The sequence below is a fragment of the Nocardiopsis sp. ATB16-24 genome (assembly GCF_030271535.1).
GTDB lineage: Bacteria > Actinomycetota > Actinomycetes > Streptosporangiales > Streptosporangiaceae > Nocardiopsis.
In genome coordinates, this window is record NZ_JASCXJ010000015.1 from 39,408 (window position 1) to 58,755 (window position 19,348).

A 19,348-nucleotide genomic window follows, 5' to 3' on the forward strand; every position below is an offset into this window, starting at 1 on the left:
GCCCGCCCCGTGCGGGTGCTTCTCGTCGAGGTCGTGCCCATCTTCGCACGGGCGGCGGTGTCGTGGTGCGGGGTCGGGGATTTTCTTCGGTGCGCGCGTGGACCTTCCCCACCCGTGGTGACGCGCCTCGCCTCGGGTGGGGGAGGGACGCCCGGGTGGCCGGGTGGAAGGTCGGTCGACAGTGGCGGTGTCGCGGACCGTGGGGGAGCCGTAGAGCACGAGGAGGAAGTTCCATGTCCGAGCTACCGATCGGTTACTGGCTCAAACACCTGGATCGGCTCATCGAGAACGACTTCGAGCGGATCCTGGCCTCGCAGGGGCTGGGGCGTCGCCACTGGCAGGTCCTGCACTCTCTGTACACCGATCCGGGCACCATCGCCGACCTGGACCGTGCTCTGGCCCCGTTCTTGGAGGAGGACGAGTACACCGTGGCGCCGGTGGTGGAGCAGCTGCGCCAGCGCGGCTGGGTGCGGGGGCTGGTCTCCCTGGAGCTGACACCGGCGGGCCGGGATGGGCATGAGGCCCTCTTCGCCAAGGTGCAGGAGGCGCACCGTCGCCTCTCACGCGATATCGGCGAGGAGGAGTATCGGGTCGCGGTCAGCGTACTGAAGCGAATGTCGACCAATCTCGAACAGGGGTGAGCGGGCCGGTGCGGGTCAGGGCGTGGGCAGTTCCTTGGTGAGTTCGACAAAGGCCAGGTCGTCCCGTTTGGGTCGACCGAAGGTCTCGTCCCCGTAGGGGAAGGGTTCGGTCCTGCCGGTGTCGGTGTAGCCGCGCCGTTCGTACCAGGCGATCAGCTCCGGTCGCTGCTTGAGCACCTTCATCCGCATCAGGTGGCAGCCCCAGGCGCGGGCCGCGGTGTTCTCGGCTTCGGCCAGTACGCGCCTGCCCAGCCCCGATCCCTGGATGGTGGGCCGTACCGAGAACATGCCGAAGTAGGCGTCGTCGGTGCCGCGTCGGAGTTCGCAGCAGGCCACGATGCGCCCTTCGGCCTCGGCGACCAGGACGATGGTGTCGGCTCGCTCCACCAGCTCCGTCATGCTTTGGGCGTCCATGCGCTGGCCGTCGAGCAGGTCGGCCTCGGTGGTCCAGCCCTGTTTGGACACATCCCCCCGGTAGCAGGAGTTGACCAGTTCCACCAGGGCGGGCACGTCGTCGGTGACGGCGTGTCTGTAGGTCGGTCGGAGTCCGCTCTGTGGTGCTTCGTGGCTGGTCTGGGTGCTGGTCACACGCCTCTCCCCCGTTGTTTCGGCTCCCTTGTGTCACTCCAGTATCGGACATGGCCCTCACCGGGGAGCACGCGCCCCAGGGTGTGGGGCGGTGCGTGAGTGCGCAGGTCGGCGCCTTGGGGCGGGGTTCAGCGGGTGTCGTGGTGGTGTCGGGCCTGTTGGATGCGGGCCAGGAAGCCGCGTAGCCGCCGGCGGGCGCCGTCGGCGTCGATCAGGCCCGGGGTGGTGACCAGTTGCAGGGCGAGCCCGTCGACGTGGGTGTGCAGGTAGCCGGACCACTCCTCCACCCACGGGTCGGGGTGGGGCAGGAAGGGGTCGGGTACCGAGGCCCCGATCAGGCCCGCGACCAGTTGACGGTAGAGCCTGCGCTGGCTGTTCCAGCGCCGCTCCCGGTCACGGTCCAGCTCTCCCAGGGTCCCGGCGGCCTCCCAGGCCCGGTACTCGGCGCGGCGGGTCCGGTCCAGGGGGAGCAGTTGCTCTGCGTACTCGGCCGCCCTCTCCAGCAGGGGCGTGTGCGGGGACCGGGTCTTGTCCAGGTCCAGGATGCGCTGGGTGGCGCGTTCCTCGGCCAGGTCCATGGCGAACAGGAGCAGTTCCTCGCGTGTTCGGAAGTAGTGACGCAGCGCGCCGGGCGACCAGCCCGCCTCGGCGGCGACGGAGCGGATGGACACGGCGGCGGGGCCGGCCTCGCCGATGATCCGCCACAGGGCCTCGGCCAGCTCTCGGCGGCGTTGTTCGTGGTCGACGATCTTGGGCACCCCTCTTTTATAGCACGCCTGTGTTATTTTATTTAGCACATGCGTGCTTTTAAAGAGACGGGAGTCTTCCATGCCACCCCTGGACGTCCTGGTCCCGGTCGCCGGATTGGCCCTGCTGGACACGCTCAGTCCGGCCACCATCGGGATCACCCTTTATGTGTTACTGACCGGGACGCACGCGGTGGCCCGCCCCCTGTTCGCCTACCTGGCCACCGTCGCGGTCTTCTACTTCACCTTGGGCTGTGTGCTCATGCTCGGATTCGGGGTGCTGTTCCAGGCCCTGGAGGGTCTGGCCGACAGCCCCGTCCTGGGGTGGGTGATGGTGGTGCTGGGCGCGGGCATGCTCGGCTACGCCCTGTTCATGCCGACCGGGTCGCGCAGACAGCGCAGACCCGCCGCGCTGGGCACCACCGCGATGATCGGTCTGGGTGTGGCCACCGGACTGCTGGAGGGCGGCACGGCCCTGCCCTACTTCGGTGCCATCGGGATCATGACCACCGCCGACCTGCCGGTGGCGGTGTGGGTGCCCATGCTCGCCGTCTACAACCTCGTCATGGTGCTCCCGCCGATCCTGCTCTACCTGGCCCACCGCCTCTTCGGTGAGCGGCTGCGTCCCCGCCTGGAACGGTGGCGCACCAAGGTCGAGTCCTCCTCGCGTGAGGCGATGGGCTGGGTCATCGGCATCGCGGGATTCCTGGTCCTTCGCCACGGAGTGTGGCTCACCGGGATCCTGGAGGGCACGGGCATCTCCCTGAGCGGCCTTTGACCGAGGGGGCGACGAAGGGGGCGGGCGACGCGCGCGAAGGGGGGCGCTCATGCTTGACCGGCCTCCACTGTCGCCTGATGATGAACATCGCACATCAGGAAGATGACGATTCCACGGGGTTCCATGGTCAACACAGAGGTCGTCGACGGCGTTCGTCTCCTCTCCCACGCCCACGTCAACTGCTATCTCATCGAGGACGACGACGGCGTGACCCTTGTGGACGCGGGCCTGCCGAGCATGTGGCCCATGGTCCTGGAAGCGCTGGAGCGGTCGGATCGGCGCCCCGACGAGGTCAGGGCTCTGGTGTTGACCCACGGCCACTTCGACCATGTCGGTTTCGCCGCGCGCGCCCGCAGGGAGTGGAACGTGCCCGTGCTGGTCCATCCCAAGGACACCCGCCTGGCCGCCCACCCCTACCGGTACAGGCCCGAACGCAACCGTCTTCTGTATCCGCTGACCCACCCCCGTTCCCTGCCGGTGCTGGGGCGGATGGCCATGGCCGGGGCGTTGAACGTCAAAGGGGTCGAAGGCACCGAGGAGCTGGCGACCGGAACCGCCCTGCCGTTGCCCGGTCGTCCCACGGTCGTGCACACCCCCGGGCACACCGACGGACACTGCATCCTGCACCTGCCCGAGCGTGACGTCGTCCTCAGCGGTGACGCCCTGGTCACCCTGGACCCCTACACCGGTCACGTGGGCCCGCAGATCGTGGCCTCGGCGGCCACCAAGGACACCCGGCGGGCCCTGGCGTCCCTGGACGCGGTGGCCGCCACCGGCGCCACCACGGTGCTGCCCGGCCACGGGCGGCCCTGGTTCCAGGGGGCGCGGGAGGCGGTGCGCCACGCGCTCGACGTGGGCAGGCACTGAGCCCCTCCCCCGCCACGATCCGGTGCCGTCGTTTCCGGGGTGGGCGCATGACCGAGGGGGCGTAGGGGCCCCATCCCGAGGTTTGACCTCAACATTGGTTGAAGTTCTACGGTTCTTCCTACCAGCCCCGAACGATCCGGTGGACGCCCATGAGCATGGAAATGACCGCGTGGAACTCGATCTACCACGCGATGCACGCACACGAGGACCAGCGTCCCTTCTCGCTGCCCGTCCTGCGGCGGATCGCCTCCTTCGCCCGACCCCATGCCCGCCACCTGGGCTGGTTCCTGGCGCTGAGCGTGGTCACCGCCGCCCTGACCGTGGTCTCCCCGCTCCTGGCGGGAAGGGTCGTCAACGCCATCACCGGCGGCGGAGCACTGGAACCGGTGCTGTTCCTGGCCGGGCTCATCGCCCTCGTGGCGCTCCTGGAGGCGGTCCTGGGGCTGGTCGTGCGCCGGCTGTCGGCCGGCATCGGTGAGGGCCTCATCCTGGATCTGCGCACCACCGTCTACGACCACGTCCAACGCATGCCGGTCGCCTTCTTCACCCGCACCTGCACCGGGGCCCTGGTCAGCCGGCTCAACAACGATGTCATCGGCGCCCAGCGCGCCTTCAGCGACGTGCTCTCCGGAGTGGTCGGCAACCTGGTCACCCTGCTCCTGACCCTGGCGGTGATGCTCACACTGTCCTGGCAGATCGCCCTGCTCGCCCTGGTGCTACTGCCCCTTTTCGTGGTGCCGGCCCGCCGCATGGGCGCCCGCCTGGCCCGGATCGAACGTGAACGCACCGTCCACAACGCGGCCATGGGCACCCAGATGACCGAGCGTTTCTCCGCCCCCGGCGCGACCCTGGTCAAGCTCTTCGGACGTCCTGAGCGTGAGTCGGCCGAGTTCGCCCGCAGGGCGGACAGGGTCCGTGACATCGGGGTGCGCACCGCCATGGTCCAGGAGGTCTTCTTCGTCGCGCTGACCCTGGTCTCCGTCCTGGCTTTGGCCCTGGTCTACGGGTTGGGCGGTTTCTACGCCCTGAGCGGCCGGCTCGACGCGGGCACCGTGGTGTCCATGGGCATGTTGCTCACCCGCCTGTACGCCCCTTTGACGGCCCTGGCCAGTGCCCGTGTGGAGGTCATGAGCGCCCTGGTCAGCTTCAGTCGGGTCTTCGAGGTGTTGGACCTGCGCCCTTTGGTGCGGGAGAGCAGGGACGCCACGACGGTCCCCCCGGGGCCGGTGTCGGTGGAGTTCGACCAGGTTGATTTCGCCTATCCCACCGCCGACAAGGTGTCGCTGGCCTCCTTGGAGGAGGTCTCCACCCTGGACACGGCCGAACACCGCCAGGTGCTGCACGGCGTCTCCTTCCGTGTCGAACCGGGGCGGACGGTGGCTCTGGTCGGTTCCTCGGGGGCGGGTAAGTCCACCATCGCCCAACTGGTCCCGCGCCTGTACGACGTGGACGCCGGTGCGGTACGCCTGGGCGGGGTGGACGTGCGCGAGCTGACCTTCGACTCGGTGCGTGCCACCTTGGGCATGGTCACCCAGGACGGACACCTCTTCCACGAATCCATCCGCGCCAATCTGCTACTGGCCCGACCCGAGGCCGGGGAGGAGGAGCTGTGGGAGGTGTTGCGCCGCGCCCGTGTGGACGCACTGGTCTCCTCCCTGCCCCAGGGGTTGGACACGGTGGTCGGCGAGCGGGGGTACCGCTTCTCCGGAGGTGAACGCCAGCGGCTGACCATCGCCCGTCTGCTGTTGGCCGCCCCTGAGGTGGTCATCCTGGACGAGGCGACCTCGGCGCTGGACTCCACCTCCGAGGCGGCGGTGCAGGCCGCCTTGGCCGAGGCGCTCAGGGGCCGCACCGCACTGGTCATCGCCCATCGTCTGTCCACGGTCCGCGCCGCCGACGCCATCTTGGTGGTCGAGGACGGCAGGATCGTGGAGCGTGGCACCCACACCGAACTGCTGGCCCGTGACGGGCGTTACGCCGAGTTGTACCGGACCCAGTTCGCCTCCGGCGACACCGAACCCGCCACCGCCTTCGGCCCTTGAAGACTCCGTCCCCCGGTGGCGCCACCGGGGGACGGCCCCTGTTCCCTCCAAGCGGCCCGGACTCCTCACCGCCGGCCCACGCGACCGCCCGGGGTCTGTGATGGTGTGCTCAGAGTTCGCGGATGACGCGGGCCGGGTTGCCGGCCGCGACCACGTTGGCGGGTAGGTCACGGGTGACCACCGCACCGGCGCCCACCACGGTGTTCTCCCCGATGCTCACTCCGGGGCAGACGATGACCCCGCCGCCCAGCCACACGTTGTCGCCGATCGTGATCGGTTCGGCCGACTCCCATTTGGCGAGGCGTTGCTCGGGGTCGATCGGGTGGGTGGGGGTGAGCAGTTGCACGTTCGGGCCGATCTGTACGTCGGCGCCGATACGGATCGGCGCCACGTCCAGCATCACCGCGCCGCAGTTGACGAACGTGCGAGGCCCGATGCTGATGTGGTAGCCGTAGTCCACCCGCAGTGGCGGACGTACCCAGGCGTCCGGTCCCAGGTTGCCCACCAGCGCGGCCAGGAGCGCTCTGCGGTTGGGGTCGTCGGCGGAGGCGCCGTTGAACGCCTTGGCGCGTTTCTCCGCCTGGATGAGGTCGGCCTGCAACTCGGGGTCGTCGGCCTGGTAGAGCTCACCGGCGAGCATACGTTCCTTCTGGCTTGTCACCATGGTCCCTTCTGCTCGGCTTGTGCCTCGACCCTAGGCCGCGGCCGCAGAAAAAGGGAATGCGGGTCCGTCTCCGCCGGAGACGGACCCAGATCTCACAGGATCCGACGTGCTCCGGGCAGGGCGCGCACGGCGGCGGCCAGTGCCCAGCAGGCGGGCACCGCGATCACGGCCATGACGGCGAACTTGGCCAGCGCGGCGGCCTGCCAGCCGCTCAGGGCCATGCCCGTCCCCACCAGTACCAGCGGATGCAGGAAGTACACGGCGAAGGCGTTGTCGGACAGCCATCGGGTGAAGCGGTTGTCGACGTCGGCCCAACGACGGAACCCCACCAGCAGGGTGAGCACCGCCCCTGTGGCCAGGACGGACTCGGCCATCACCTGTACCAGCGCCTGCCAGGTGCCGGGGGCCTGCACGGCCTCGCCCAGCACCACGGGGAGCGCCCTTCCCACCACCAGACCGGTCAGGGCCAGGGCCGCGCCGAACCATCCTGCGGTACCGGGAAGCCGGGACAGCCAGTTGCCGCGGTAGGCGAACACCCCCACTGTGAACAGGGAAAGGTACTGGGGCAGGTGGCCGGGTGAGGGCAGGCCGACCACGGGCCAGTAGGGGGCGGGGGCCAGGTAGCGCCAGACGAAGGTGACAAGGGCCAGGCCTGCGGTGAAGGCCAGCACCGGCCACAGCCACCGCAGCGGCGCGGTGTCCTCGGGGCGGGCCGGGGGCCGGGGAGTCAGGTCGGTGCGCGGGGCCCGTCGCTCGCGCAGGCCGCGGACAGCCAGGTAGGCCAGGGTGAAGATCAGCAGGACCTCCGCGAACCACATGGGCCCGGGGTCGAAGCTGACCAGGTAGAAGAGCCAGTAGGGAAGTTCGGAGCCCTCGGCCTGGAAGAGCCGCACCCACTCGGGATAGTGGTGGGCGGTGACGAACGGACGCACCAGCAGCGCGAACAGCAGTAAGGGCACGCCCAGGCGACGCAGGCGTTCACGCACCAGGCCCCGGCCTCCCCTGCGGTCGGCCGCCCCTGGCACGAAGTAGCCGGCGATGAGGAAGAACAGGCCCATGAAGTAGGCCTGGTTGACGATGACGAACACGTCGAGTAGGCCGCCGGAGGGGTCCTGGGCGGGTTCGGTGTAGTACCAGACCGGGATGTTGCCGTAGGTCACCGCCACGTGGTGCAGGACCACCAGGACGGTCAGTGCCACGCGCAGGTTGTCGATGTGGTGCAGGCGCCGGCGCGGGGGTGGTGCGGCAACGGTCGGGGCGTGGGGTGGTGTGGTCTGTCGTGTCATGGTGTCCTCATCACATGGGAGCGGGTGAAGGCGGGTCTGCGCGGATGGCGCGCACGAGGAGTTCGCTCAGCTCGTGGGCGTAAGCCATCAGGTCGTGGTCGGGGTGGAGGCTGCAGTAGGAGAACATCGCGTCCAGGGCCGCCTGCTGGGTCACCGCCATCACCCGCACGTCGAAGTCGCGGAACTCTCCGCTGTCCTGGCCGGCCCGGTAGAGGTTCTCCAAAGGCTCGTAGAGGGCCTCGGTCTCGGCGGCCCCGTAGCGGGGGGTCCCGTCGGCCTTGCGTGCGTGGGTGAAGATCTGCGTCAGTGTCGCCATGCGTCCGGGATGGGTCAGCGCGTACCCGGCCACGCCCCGCACGTGGGCGCGCAGCATGTCGGCGGCGTTCTGTTGTTCCATGATCCGAGGCAGGACCGACTCGCCGATCTCGGTGTAGATGTCCGTCACCACCTGGTCCATCAGTTCGTCCTTTCCTGCGAAGTGGTAGGAGATGACGCCCTTGCTGATCCCGGCGGTGTCGGCGATCCGTGCCAGGGAGGCGTTGGGGTAGCCCACCTCGGCGATGGTGTCGACGGCCGCCGTGATGATCTGTGCCCTGCGGGCCTTCTCGATGAAGGACCGCTTCTGACCACTCGTCTCATTTTTTGACCGCATGGCCAGAATCTAGCACGTGCGGTCAGAAGTCCATGGGGGATCTCCCTGGTACGTCCCTGGTGCGCCACCCACCCGTCCCTGATCCGGGGTCGGGGCGGGGGTGTGTGGACACCGGCCTCCTACGCCCCGGACGCTCCGGCCCCGAACGGCCCCCTCCAAGGGCGTGGGCGCCCCCGCGCCGGAGGAAGGCGCCCACGTGGGTGGGGTCGCGGTGTCAGTGGCCCAGGTAGGCGCGCAGGTGGCGGGCGGTGAGGGTGTCGGCGTCGGCGACCAGGGCGGCGGGGCTGCCCTGGAAGACGACCCGACCGCCGTCGTGCCCGGCACCCGGACCCAGGTCGATGATGTGGTCGGCGTGGGCCATCACCGCCTGGTGGTGCTCGACGACCACCACCGTGTTGCCGTCCTGGACCAGGCGGTCCAGCAACGCCAACAGCCGGTCCACGTCGGCCAGGTGCAGGCCGGTGGTCGGTTCGTCCAACACGTACACCGCGCCCTGCCGGGCCATGCTGATCGCCAGTTTCAGACGTTGGCGCTCACCGCCGGACAGGGTCGTCAGCGGCTGGCCCAGACTCAGGTAGCCCAGGCCCACGTCGTGAAGGCGGTCCAGGATGGTGCGGGCGTTGCCCGAGGTGAAGAAGTCCCGGGCCTGGACCACCGACATGGCCAGCACCTGGCTGATGTCCTTGCCGCGCAGTGTGTGGGCGAGCACCTCGGGGCGGAACCTCCTGCCCCGGCACTGTTCGCAGGTGGAGGCGACCCCGGCCATCATCGCCAGGTCGGTGTAGATGACCCCCGCTCCCTTGCACTGGGGGCAGGCGCCCTCGGAGTTGGCGCTGAACAGGGAGGCCTTGACCTTGTTGGCCCGGGCGAAGGCGGTGCGGATCGGGTCGAGCAGGCCGGTGTAGGTGGCCGGGTTGGAGCGGCGCGAACCTCGGATCGGTGACTGGTCGACCACCACCACGCCTTCGTGCGCGGGCAGGGAGCCGTGGACGAGCGAGCTCTTGCCCGAGCCCGCCACGCCGGTGACCACGGTGAGCACGCCGAGTGGGATGTCCACGTCCACGTTCTTGAGGTTGTGGGTGTCGGCGCCGATGATGGAGAGGACACCGGTGGGTCTGCGTACCTGTTCGCGCAGGGCGACCCGGTGGTCCAGGTGCCTGCCGGTGAGGGTGTCGGAGGCGCGCAGCCCGGCCACGTCCCCGGTGTAGGTGATGTGCCCGCCCGCGGGACCGGCGCCGGGGCCAAGGTCCACCACATGGTCGGCGATGGCGATGGTCTCGGGTTTGTGTTCGACCACCAGGACCGTGTTGCCCTTGTCCCGCAGGCTCAGGAGCAGGTGGTTCATCCGCTCGATGTCGTGCGGGTGCAGGCCCACGGTGGGTTCGTCGAAGACGTAGGTCACGTCGCTGAGGCTGGAGCCCAGGTGACGGACCATCTTGACCCGTTGGGCCTCACCTCCGGACAGGGTGCCCGACTCCCGGTCCAGACTCAGGTAGCCCAGTCCCACCCGCACCAGGGAGTCCAGGGTGTGGCCGAGGCCGTCCAGCAGGGGTTTGACCGAGGGCTCGTCCAGGGAGGTCACGAACGCGGCGAGCTCGTCGACCTGCATGGCCGAGCACTCGGCGATGGTGCGTCCGGCGACCTTGACCGAGCGGGCCCGGGCGTTGAGGCGGGTGCCCTCGCACTGGGGGCACACCGCGAAGACCACGGCCCGGTCCACGAAGGCGCGCACCGCCGTCTGCATCTTCTCGCGGTCCTTGGTCAGGTAGGTGCGCCTGATCTTGGGGATCAACCCCTCGTAGGAGAAGGAGTTGGTGCCCACCTTGACCTTGGTGGTGGGCAGGTGCAGCAGGGTGTGCCACTCCTGCTCGGTGTAGTCGGCCAGTCGTTTGTCGGCGTCCAGCAGGCCCGAGTGGACGAACACCTGCCAGTACCAGGTGCCCACCCCGTAGCCGGGGACGGTGATGGCTCCCTCGTTCAGGGACAGGTCACGGTCCACCAGCTCGTCGATGTCGATCTGGTCGGTGCGCCCCAGTCCTTCGCATTCGGGGCACATGCCCTCGGAGCTGTTGAAGCTGAAGACGCTGGAGGGTTCCAGACGCGGGGTGCCCACCCGGCTGAAGACGATCCTGAGCATGGCGGCGGCGTCGGTGGCGGTGCCGACGGTGGAGCGGGAGTTGGCGCCCATCCGCTCCTGGTCGACGATGATGGCCGCGCTCAGATTGTGCAGGGCGTCCACGTCGGGGCGCCCCAGACTGGGCATGAACGACTGGACGAAAGTCGTGTAGGTCTCGTTGATGAGCCGCTGGGACTCGGCGGCGATCGTGCCGAAGACCAGGGAGGACTTGCCCGACCCGGACAGGCCGGTGAAGACGCTCAGCCGTCGTTTGGGGATGTCCACGTCCACGTCGGCGAGGTTGTTCTCCCGGGCTCCCCGCACCTGGATGGTGTCGTGGGCGTCCGCGGTGAAGGGTTCGGAGGACAACACTGCTCCTTGGAATTCCTTATGGCGTAAGATGATGACCTGCGAACGTTAGTTTATGTCGTAAGGAGATGCAAGTGGTGGTCTACGCCGGACAGGGGGACGCCCGTCGCGCCATGGAGTTGCTGTGGCGCGACCGCGACGGGAAGGAGAAGCGGACCGCGCCCGGGCCAAAGCCGGAGCTCAGCGTCGACCTGGTGGTGGAGACCGCCATCGCCCTGGCCGATGAGGAGGGTATGGACGCGCTGTCCATGCGCGCCGTGGGCGGGCGCCTGGGTCGCACCGCCATGTCCCTGTACACCTACGTGGCCAGCAAGAACGAACTCGTCGAGCTGATGTACGACCAGGCCTTCGCGGAGCTGGCCGACGCGGCCGAAAGCGACACCGAACAGGACTGGCGGGCGGCCACGACCTCTTGGACCGTCCGGTTGTGGGACTTCTGTCTGCGCCACCCCTGGACGTTGGAGGTCTCTCAGGCCCGCCCGGTGCTGGGGCCGGGCGAGTATCGGCTCTTCGAGTCGCTGGCCGCGGTGCTGCACCGCGCCGGGTTGGCCCCGGTGCGGATCCGCAGCGCCTACGGCAACCTGTTCACCCTGGTGCGCGGACCGGCTCGGACCGCCTCCGAGGCCCGCCGGGCCGAGGCGGTCACGGGTAGGCCTGAGGACGAGTGGTGGTACGAACGTTCGGCCGAGTTGGAGAGGGTGGCCCCCGACTTCGCCGAGCGCTTTCCCACCCTGACCCTCATGAGCGAGCAGGGGGCGTTCGACAACGAGGACATGGACAAGCCCTACCTGGAGCAGGAGGCGTGGGAGACCTTCCGGTTCGGGTTGGAGGCGCTGCTCGACGGCATCGAGGCCGCGATCAGTGCACAGGGGCGGGGCGTGTCCGGGCAGGGGGAGGAACGGTCGGCGATCGGTGCCCCGAAGTCGACCACTCCCCCGCGTTCACCAGGTGCCGGTGGCCCGGAAACGGCCGGGTAGGGTCGCGCCAACGGGCGACCCACCGTGTGCGGTGCCACCGCCGGGGCGCGGGATCTGCGCAGAGGCGGTACTCATCCGGCTCGTCTCGATGAACGTGGCGCCCTCCGGCAGGAGCGGACCGTCCTGGACCCCACCTCGGGGAGGGGCCGGACCCGGTTTTCGAAACCCCCTCGGGGCGGTGCACCACGCGGGTGGGAACCCTCGTCGGTGACGGTGTGATCCGTCAAAGACACAACGACGAAGCGTGCGTACGGCGCTGTGGTGTCCGTGGTCTTGTCCGGGTGGAGGTCGAGGAGGGTCCCGCGTAAGAACCTGGGTTCCGGTGGACGCCGGGCGGGGCTTCCTCGCTCTCACAACAGCGGATCTTCTCAGATCAGAGGCTTTCCGGATCCGGGTCACTCCCAGGGCCAGGTCGCGTCCCGACCGGCTTCCAGCAGCGGAATCGTGCGAAACGCCGCGTCGGTGAGCCCTCCGAAGGTGTGCCGGTTCCGATTCCCCGACGGGGCGTGGCCATACCCGTACCCGGCCAGGTTCCACGTGTACATCGGCGTGGTCGCCGGGATCGCCGTGTCCACGTCCCCCCGGTCGGAGGCCTGCTCGTCGGTGACGATGACGACCCGGTCATGGCCACCGAACTCCTTGCCCAGGGCGAGTGCGGTGTCGGTGCCACCGCCCAGGAACCATCCACCGCTCCCCCACCGCTCCACGGCCCCCAGCACGGACTCGCCGGCCTTGAGGGGAAACGCCTTGGTGAGAGCTCCGGGCGGGTCACCCAAGTACCGGCGGTTGGAGGAGAAGGACACCACGTCCGCGCTCTGGCAACGGTGACCCAACGCGATCCCGAACAGCGCGGCCACGTCCCACCGCATCAAGGTCCCGTCCTTGGAGAACGCCGCTTCCATGGAGGAGGAGGTGTCGACCAGGATCAGGGTCCGTCCGGGCAGTTCGGGAATGTTGTCCAAGGACGCGGTGAGCGCCTTCTCCAACGGGTGCCCCCACCGCAGCGAGGGGACGGCCCGGTGAGCGGACAGGAACCGCATCGGCAGCTGCCGGGAACGGGCCACCTGCTCGGGGTCGGCCAGGCGCGCCGCGACCTGTTCGGCGACCTCGTCCGTCACCCCCGCCTCATCGAGGTTACGCAGGTTCCGCAGCAGCGCCATGTACCCCATGGAGGGGATGAGCGCCTGCCACAGCCTGGCCTTGGCCACCCTGTCCCCGGCCAGGGACAGCGCCGTCTCCCACGTGATCCCGGCCCTTGCGAGCCGGTCGGGGACCAGCAGCAGCCCGGGGTCGGTCGCGGCGGCTTCCACCAGGTGGGCGTTGGCGGCCAACACCGGCAGCCGTTCGGGGTCGGGTCGGGTGTCGCGATCGTGGCGGCGCTCGTGGACATGCGCGAACAACGCCCCTTGCCAGGGCTTGTCCTTGGCGGGAGCGGCGTGCACGAGGTTGAGCACGTCTGAGAAGCGAAAGCCCGCCGAGGCGGTGTCGTACCTGAGCACGGCCCGGGGGGTGTACAGCCGCTGGACGGCGTCGGCGATGCCGCGCTTGACGGGTTTGGGGATACGACGCCCGTACCGGCCGGTCCAGTACGCCAGGGCTTCCCCCGGTTCGTCGGCGCGGGCCAGGGCGGCGTCGATCCACTGGCGGGAATGGCCATGGGCTCCGGCGTCCAGGCGGGCCTTGGCGCCTTCCAGGGCGGCGACCAAGGAGACGGAGCGCATGTTCGCCTCGTGACGCGACCACCGCACGAAGGACCCGAACCAGTCCGGGTCCTGTACGGCGACGGTATGGACGAGTCGGGTGAAGCGGTCGTCGCGCTGCCCGGCGGTCTCGTAGAAGGTGTTCTCGCCGACCATGTTGTGGACGGCGAGCAGCCACAGTTCCGACCTGGCCTCGCGCGCGTACCCGGCACCCCCCTCGAAAGTACGACCGGAAGGGGTCTGGTCGCTGGTGACGGGCGAGCGGACGGCAGGGCGGACGCCGGGCCGGTTGAACTTCGCCATGAGTGAGAGTTCCTTCCGCACCGGGAGGAGACCTCACTTCAGAAGATGCGCCCGAGATCAAGTCGGAGACGGAACGTAGGCGCTCTGCCGATTGAGCTACGTCGGCCTTTGGGCCGACGGCGGGACTCGAACCCGCAACCACCCGCTCCTGAGGCGAAGTAACCGTCACCTGCGCACCGGGCGCATCCCCTGAAGTGGTGTCCTCCCGAGATCAGGGCGGACACGGTGGGAGTTCTCGACGAAAGAGGTGACCGTGTCCCGCGCACCGGGAGGTGCTGACCGGGACTGTACAGCAGAAACGTTCTCCTCTCATCCCGATTTTTCGTCACTCGGGTGCCCTTGCGTCCTGTCGGTCCCACGACTCCCGAAGCCGGCAAGGTGGTTCAGTGCCGCTGTCGGCCGGGGCGGAGAAGAAACGCGGGTTCGCGTGGTGCCGTCCTGTGACCGAACTGGCACCCCACATCAGGCAGAGGTCGACATGCGACGCCGGTACGGAGGAGAGCACGACCACGCTGTCCGCCTGCTTCGCCCCCACTGCCACCCACCGACACCGCCGAGGAGACCATGACCACCTGGACCACTCGCCCCGAGGCCGCCGACGACATCCCGGCCATCCGCGACATCCTCCTCGCGGCCTTTTCCACAACCGCCGAGGCCGACCTCGTCGACGCCCTGCGCGCCGATCCCCAGGCGTGGATCGAGGGCCTGTCGATGCTCACCACCGCCCCTGACGGCACCCCGGTCGGGTATGCGCTGCTCAGCCGCTGCCACGTGGACGGTGCACCCGTCCTCGCCTTGGCCCCGTGCGCGGTGGTGCCCTCCGCCCAACGCACAGGGGCCGGTTCGGCCGCGATCCGCGCGGCCCTGGAGGCCGCCGCGGCCAGGGGCGAGAACCTCGTCCTCGTCCTGGGCCACGCCGACTACTACCCCCGGTTCGGTTTCGCTCCCGCCTCCCGCTTCGGTATCCGGGCGCCCTTCGACGTGCCCGACGAAGCCATGATGGCCATGGCCCTGGACCGCGCCCGCCCCGTCCCGACCGGCACCATCCGCTATCCCGCCGCGTTCGGGGTCTGACCGCTCCCGTGGTTCGGATGCACGGGGTCGGCCTGTGGGTCCTCGCGTGTGGAAGGGGTGTGCCTGGTGGACGCCGTACCCCGACCGGACGGTGGCCGCCATACGGAAGGCCTTCTCCTGACGGCGGTAGGACCTTGGTCGTGGTGGGTGAGGGGAGCGGACTCGACCGGGATGGGGCGGGAGCGGACCGCCGACACCGACGCGGCCTCCTGCCGTGGCCGAAGAACGGTCGAGAACCGGCCCCGGAAGGGGGCGCGCAGGGCCTTCGCTGAGGCCGGGGCCGCCGGACCGGGGGTCGCGAACCCGTGGGTTCGGGTCTGTGTGACCGTGCTCCCGGCCCGGCGGGCATGCCGGGCGGGTCCGCCGCCCGACGGCTCCCTCCTCAGCGCCGCAGTGTCAGCACACCCGGCCGGTAGGGCAGGAGGTTGTAGTCGCCGCCGGAGCCGGGGGCCCGCCCCTGGTAGAGGAACTGAAGGTCGCAGACGTCGATGGTCATGGTCTGGTCGGGGCCTGTGCGGATCAGCTCGCCGTGGCTGATGTCATCGGTCCAGGTGGCGCCGCTGTTGGCCTTGCCCGCGAAGGGGTTGTTCTCGGTGGTGGCCTGCGGTGTCCACGTACCGTCCAGGCTGGTGGCCGTGAACGAGCGGAAGTAGCGGTCTCCCCGCGCGCCGATCGCCTCGACGAGCATGAGGTACCGGTTCTCGCCCTCCAACTTGTAGACCTGCACCCCTTCGAACAGGTTGTTGGTGCTGTCGGACATGATGGTCGTGTAGGTCGATCCGAAGCTGCCCGGGAAGTCGCCGATGGGCATCCTGGACCGGTAGATCCTGCCGTTGTCTCCGGCGAAGAACAGGTACATGTGCGTGTCGTCGCCGATGAGCGCCTGGTCGATGGGGCCGGTGGAGGAGTCGGCGATGCTTCCGTCGAAGAGCGTCCGCGCCGACGACCAGCTGTTCACATCGGTGGGGTCGGTCGATGTCCGGTAGGAGAAGGCGGGGCCGCCCCACTGGTAGGCGAGCACCCAGATGTCCCGGGGAGCGAAGTAGAAGAGCGTCGGTGCGACGGCGGCGAAGGGCATCGGGTTCTGGGCGGCCGAGGCCATGTCGGACCAGTCGTCGAAGAGGCCGAAGTTCATCGAGCCCCAGGACGTTCCCGTGTCATGGGTGGTCGCGTAGACGAGGTGCCGGCCCTCGTAGGGGGCGTGGGTGAAGTCCTTGAGCGAGACCCATCCCGGTCTGGGCTGCGCCAGCGGGCCGCTCGAGGCCCAGTCGTACGTCGAGGGAAGCGCGCACGTACCACCCGGGCCTTCGGCGTCGACGCGGACGAGTCGCCACTGCTGGTTGTCGCCGCCCCAGTCGCGGTACTGCACGATGTCGGCGCCGTCGGCGGTCGAGGCGCCCTGCACCTCCACGGCCTTGCCGCTGTGCCGGTTGATCAGTCGGAGGTGGCCTGCGGAGGAGTCCTCCAACCGGAACTGCTGGTTGGCCTGGTCATGGTCGGTCCACTGGACGATGGCGGCGCCATCGGCGGTCGACCAGTCGTGGACGTCCAGTACCTTGCCCGAGAGGCGTGACTCCAGCCGGTAGTAGCCGCCGCCGGAGTCGATGAACCGCCACTGCTGTTGGTCCTGGTCGTTGCGGGCCCATTGGGTGATCCGCGCCCCGTCACCGGTGGCCCGGTTGTACACGTCCAACGCCTTGCCGCTGCCGCGGTTCACCAGCACGTACCAGGCGTCGGTGTCGACCTCCGCCGCGGCGGCGGGCATCGGCGCCATCATGGCACCGGCGCTGCCGGTCACCAGGGCCATCACACCGGCGGTGACGAACCGCAGTAACCGTCCTCGCCGGTGTGAGGGTGGTGAGCTGGGGAACCTGCTCAATGTCGCCATGGTCCTTCTTCCAAAGGCCTGAGCCGCACGGTCCGCCCGAGGGGGGTGTGTTCGCGGGTCCTGGGCCTGCACTCGGGAATGTTAGCGTTAACATTTGCTCGGACGATCCGCCGCATGCCTGGATCGGGTTCCGCCGCGACAGTCTTGTCCGGAAGCCGGGGCGTCCTTGCCCTTGCCGTCGAATCTGAGCGACGACACATCGGAAGTCAAGACCCGTTTTGCAGAGAAGTTCCGGAAAAAGAAGGTCCGCCGCCTCGTCATGGGGTCATCGTCGACCCCTTCTTGTGGGCGTGGACCAGGACCATCGCGTGACCGCGTCCCAGCCCGTGGTCCTGGGCGGGTCACTCGAGGACGGTGTCCGGGCCGAAGAGGCGTCGTAGCCCTTCTCTTCCACGCGATCGACCAGAAGGCGGGGCACCAGATCGGCCTCGTCCTCGATGGTGTCCAGATAGGCCTGAAACGACACGGAGCCCTCCTCTGCCGGAAGGGAACCCGAGGTCCTCGGCTCGGCTGCCCAGGACATTTCGAGGAAACCCCGAGTGCGTCCGCCCCTTGGCCTTGAGAGTGACCCGGATCACCGGGCATGAGAGCGGCGGATGTTTAGCCCTGACGAAGCGGGTAGGAAGTCGAGCACGCGTCTGTGAGCCTCATCCGATCGGACGCGGTCGGATGGAAGGGGTCGCAGACGCGGGGCCGAGCGCCTACGGGGGACGTACGGGGGATGTGTGCCGCTCGGCCGCGCCGGACCGACGGTGTCGGGGGGCCCGAAGGTCCCGGCGGTGACATGAGGAAGCCCCCGCGTGACCACGCGTTGCGCGGGGGCTTCCTCATGTTCTGGCTCCTCTCCTTCCGATGGATCGGATCGGCGGGGTGGGCGGCCCGGCCTCGATCATCCGTATCCCCCGGAGTGGATCGGGCCTTGCCAGGCGGCCAGGGAGAAGGCACGCGCCGGGGCACGCCGGCACGGCCCCTTGTGCTCGTGCGCCTTCGGGCGTGTACAGGTGGAGCCCCTGTACAGGGGTGTGTCCGTGCGGCGACGTCGGTACCGGACGTTCGTGGGGCCGAGTCGGTGGTCGCCCTTCAGGGCGATGGCGATCCCCCGTCCGGTGCCGCCGGAGTCGAGACTCGACCTCGGCGGCGGCCTCGCCCGCGCGAAAGGAAACGGGCACACGGTCGTTTCCTCCCCACCAGGTGGACGGCGCCTTCGACGCGGCCGTGCGGGCCGGTGCCAAGGCCGTGGCCGAACCGGTGGAGCGTCCCTGGGCAGGGCGGTCCGCCTACGTCGCCGACCCCGAGGGCGACCGTTGGGAGATCGCCTGGGTCCCCGGGGCCGGGTTCGACGAGCGAGGCGCGCTGACCGGCTTCGGCGGCTGACACCGTCCCGGGACCGCCACCGCGGCCATGTCCCGAAACCGTGCGGCACAGCGGCACAGCCGTACCCGCTGTGAGATGCGGGGCCTTGGCCGTCACCGTCCGGCGTCGTGAGGTGCGCGCCCCAGGCCCCGGTGGGGCGAAAGAGCGGGCCGATGCTGTGGGAGGGGAGACAGAACACAGTGGTCACCCGCCTGGGAACGCTCCCACGGTCGTAGGATCGCAGTCATGGAAACACGTGTACTCGGCCGTACCGGCACCAATGTGGGCGTCATCGGCTTCGGCGCCTGGCAGATCGGAGACGCCTGGGGTCAGGTCAGCGAGACCGACGCCATGGCCGCCCTGCACGCGGCGGCCGACGCCGGGGTCACCTTCTTCGACACCGCCGACGTCTACGGCGACGGCCGCAGCGAGCAGCTCGTCGGCCGACTGCTCAAGGAACGCCCCGACATCACCGTGGCCACCAAGATGGGACGGCGCTCCGAGCAGGTCCCCGCCAACTACAACCCCGACAACTTCCGGGCCTGGAACGACCGCTCCCGTAAGAACCTGGGCGTGGACACCATCGACCTGGTCCAGCTGCACTGCCCGCCCTCCCAGGTCATCGACACCGACGCCGTCTTCGACGACCTGGACGCCATGGTCGCCGAGGGGCGCATGCGCGCCTACGGGGTGTCGGTGGAGACCTGCGCCGAGGCTTTGGCGGCCATCGCCCGACCGGGCGTGGCCACCGTCCAGATCATCCTCAACGCCTTCCGGCACAAGCCCCTGGAGGAGGTGCTGCCCGCCGCGCGCCGGGCCGGCGTCGGCGTCATCGCCCGCGTCCCGCTGGCCAGCGGCCTGCTCTCGGGCAAGTTCACCGCCGCCACCTCCTTCGGCGAGGACGACCACCGCAACTTCAACCGTCAGGGCCAGGCCTTCGACAAGGGCGAGACCTTCTCCGGCCTCGACTACGACACCGGCCTGGAGGCGGTGGAGCGTTTGCGTCCGCTGGTGCCCGAGGGCGTGGCCATGGCCCAGTTCGCGCTGCGTTGGATCCTGGACCAGCAGGGTGTCAGCGTGGTCATCCCCGGTGCCCGCAACGCCGACCAGGCGCGCGCCAACACCGTGGCCGCCGAGCTGGCTCCGCTCTCCGCCGAGGTCCGGGCCCGGGTGGACGAGGTCTACGACGAGCTCGTCCGTCCCCAGGTCCACCACCTGTGGTGAGGGTCGGCCGACAGCGGGAGGCGTTCTTGGCGTCGCGGGACGCCGGGCCGGCTTCCGCCCGGTAGCTCCGCACCCGTGTG

Annotated in this window: 17 protein-coding genes; 8 read left to right on the forward strand and 9 right to left on the reverse strand. The window is 69.4% G+C overall.

The window, feature by feature from the left end; genetic code table 11:
* Positions 1-233 precede the first annotated feature (233 nt).
* Complete coding sequence (locus PFX91_RS16515; protein WP_285732863.1) at positions 234-641, forward strand: MarR family winged helix-turn-helix transcriptional regulator; 408 nt, start codon at positions 234-236, stop codon at positions 639-641.
* 15 nt (positions 642-656) lie between these two features.
* Here PFX91_RS16515 and PFX91_RS16520 read toward each other — a convergent pair whose 3' ends face one another.
* Together PFX91_RS16520 and PFX91_RS16525 are read right to left on the reverse strand one after the other, a co-directional pair.
* The gene (locus PFX91_RS16520; protein WP_285732865.1) at positions 657-1,229 is read right to left on the reverse strand and encodes a GNAT family N-acetyltransferase; all 573 of its coding nucleotides are present in this window, start codon (positions 1,227-1,229) and stop codon (positions 657-659) included.
* Between the two features lie 128 nt (positions 1,230-1,357).
* Positions 1,358-1,987, reverse strand: coding sequence for a TetR/AcrR family transcriptional regulator (locus tag PFX91_RS16525; protein WP_285733015.1), 630 nt, complete (start codon positions 1,985-1,987; stop codon positions 1,358-1,360).
* A 70-nt stretch (positions 1,988-2,057) separates the two neighbouring features.
* Here PFX91_RS16525 and PFX91_RS16530 point away from each other — a divergent pair, with 70 nt between their 5' ends.
* From PFX91_RS16530 to PFX91_RS16540, 3 genes are all read left to right on the forward strand, one after another.
* Positions 2,058-2,753: a GAP family protein gene (locus PFX91_RS16530; protein WP_285732867.1), complete on the forward strand. Its 696-nt coding sequence runs from the start codon at positions 2,058-2,060 to the stop codon at positions 2,751-2,753.
* A gap of 102 nt (positions 2,754-2,855) precedes the next feature.
* Complete coding sequence (locus PFX91_RS16535) at positions 2,856-3,620, forward strand: MBL fold metallo-hydrolase (protein ID WP_285732869.1); 765 nt, start codon at positions 2,856-2,858, stop codon at positions 3,618-3,620.
* A gap of 149 nt (positions 3,621-3,769) precedes the next feature.
* Entirely contained in the window at positions 3,770-5,662 is a 1,893-nt protein-coding gene (locus PFX91_RS16540) for an ABC transporter ATP-binding protein (RefSeq protein WP_285732871.1), read from the forward strand.
* Positions 5,663-5,771: 109 nt separating this feature from the next.
* Here PFX91_RS16540 and PFX91_RS16545 read toward each other — a convergent pair whose 3' ends face one another.
* The 4 genes from PFX91_RS16545 to PFX91_RS16560 form a co-directional block, all read right to left on the reverse strand.
* Positions 5,772-6,326: a sugar O-acetyltransferase gene (locus tag PFX91_RS16545; RefSeq protein WP_285732874.1), complete on the reverse strand. Its 555-nt coding sequence runs from the start codon at positions 6,324-6,326 to the stop codon at positions 5,772-5,774.
* A 92-nt stretch (positions 6,327-6,418) separates the two neighbouring features.
* On the reverse strand, positions 6,419-7,612 hold the full coding sequence (locus PFX91_RS16550; RefSeq protein WP_285732876.1) for an acyltransferase family protein: 1,194 nt from the start codon (positions 7,610-7,612) through the stop codon (positions 6,419-6,421).
* 10 nt (positions 7,613-7,622) lie between these two features.
* Positions 7,623-8,264 carry a TetR/AcrR family transcriptional regulator gene (locus tag PFX91_RS16555; protein ID WP_285732878.1) on the reverse strand — a complete coding sequence of 214 codons (642 nt, stop codon included), beginning with the start codon at positions 8,262-8,264 and terminating at the stop codon, positions 7,623-7,625.
* A gap of 214 nt (positions 8,265-8,478) precedes the next feature.
* Positions 8,479-10,749 (reverse strand): ATP-binding cassette domain-containing protein, encoded by a 2,271-nt coding sequence (locus PFX91_RS16560; RefSeq protein WP_285732880.1) that lies wholly within the window; start codon positions 10,747-10,749, stop codon positions 8,479-8,481.
* Positions 10,750-10,823: 74 nt separating this feature from the next.
* Here PFX91_RS16560 and PFX91_RS16565 point away from each other — a divergent pair, with 74 nt between their 5' ends.
* A complete protein-coding gene (locus PFX91_RS16565) occupies positions 10,824-11,726 on the forward strand; it encodes a TetR/AcrR family transcriptional regulator (RefSeq protein WP_285732882.1) in 903 nt (300 codons plus the stop codon).
* A gap of 395 nt (positions 11,727-12,121) precedes the next feature.
* Here PFX91_RS16565 and PFX91_RS16570 read toward each other — a convergent pair whose 3' ends face one another.
* Positions 12,122-13,729 (reverse strand): TROVE domain-containing protein, encoded by a 1,608-nt coding sequence (locus PFX91_RS16570; RefSeq protein WP_285732884.1) that lies wholly within the window; start codon positions 13,727-13,729, stop codon positions 12,122-12,124.
* A 564-nt stretch (positions 13,730-14,293) separates the two neighbouring features.
* Here PFX91_RS16570 and PFX91_RS16575 point away from each other — a divergent pair.
* On the forward strand, positions 14,294-14,803 hold the full coding sequence (locus tag PFX91_RS16575) for a GNAT family N-acetyltransferase (protein WP_285732886.1): 510 nt from the start codon (positions 14,294-14,296) through the stop codon (positions 14,801-14,803).
* Positions 14,804-15,185: 382 nt separating this feature from the next.
* Here PFX91_RS16575 and PFX91_RS16580 read toward each other — a convergent pair whose 3' ends face one another.
* The gene (locus PFX91_RS16580) at positions 15,186-16,610 is read right to left on the reverse strand and encodes a non-reducing end alpha-L-arabinofuranosidase family hydrolase (protein ID WP_285733017.1); all 1,425 of its coding nucleotides are present in this window, start codon (positions 16,608-16,610) and stop codon (positions 15,186-15,188) included.
* A 346-nt stretch (positions 16,611-16,956) separates the two neighbouring features.
* Entirely contained in the window at positions 16,957-17,157 is a 201-nt protein-coding gene (locus tag PFX91_RS16585; RefSeq protein ID WP_285732888.1) for a hypothetical protein, read from the reverse strand.
* Between the two features lie 386 nt (positions 17,158-17,543).
* Here PFX91_RS16585 and PFX91_RS23165 point away from each other — a divergent pair, with 386 nt between their 5' ends.
* Together PFX91_RS23165 and PFX91_RS16595 are read left to right on the forward strand one after the other, a co-directional pair.
* Complete coding sequence (locus PFX91_RS23165) at positions 17,544-18,065, forward strand: VOC family protein (RefSeq protein WP_352231695.1); 522 nt, start codon at positions 17,544-17,546, stop codon at positions 18,063-18,065.
* 225 nt (positions 18,066-18,290) lie between these two features.
* Positions 18,291-19,268 (forward strand): aldo/keto reductase, encoded by a 978-nt coding sequence (locus tag PFX91_RS16595; RefSeq protein ID WP_285732892.1) that lies wholly within the window; start codon positions 18,291-18,293, stop codon positions 19,266-19,268.
* Positions 19,269-19,348 lie beyond the last annotated feature (80 nt).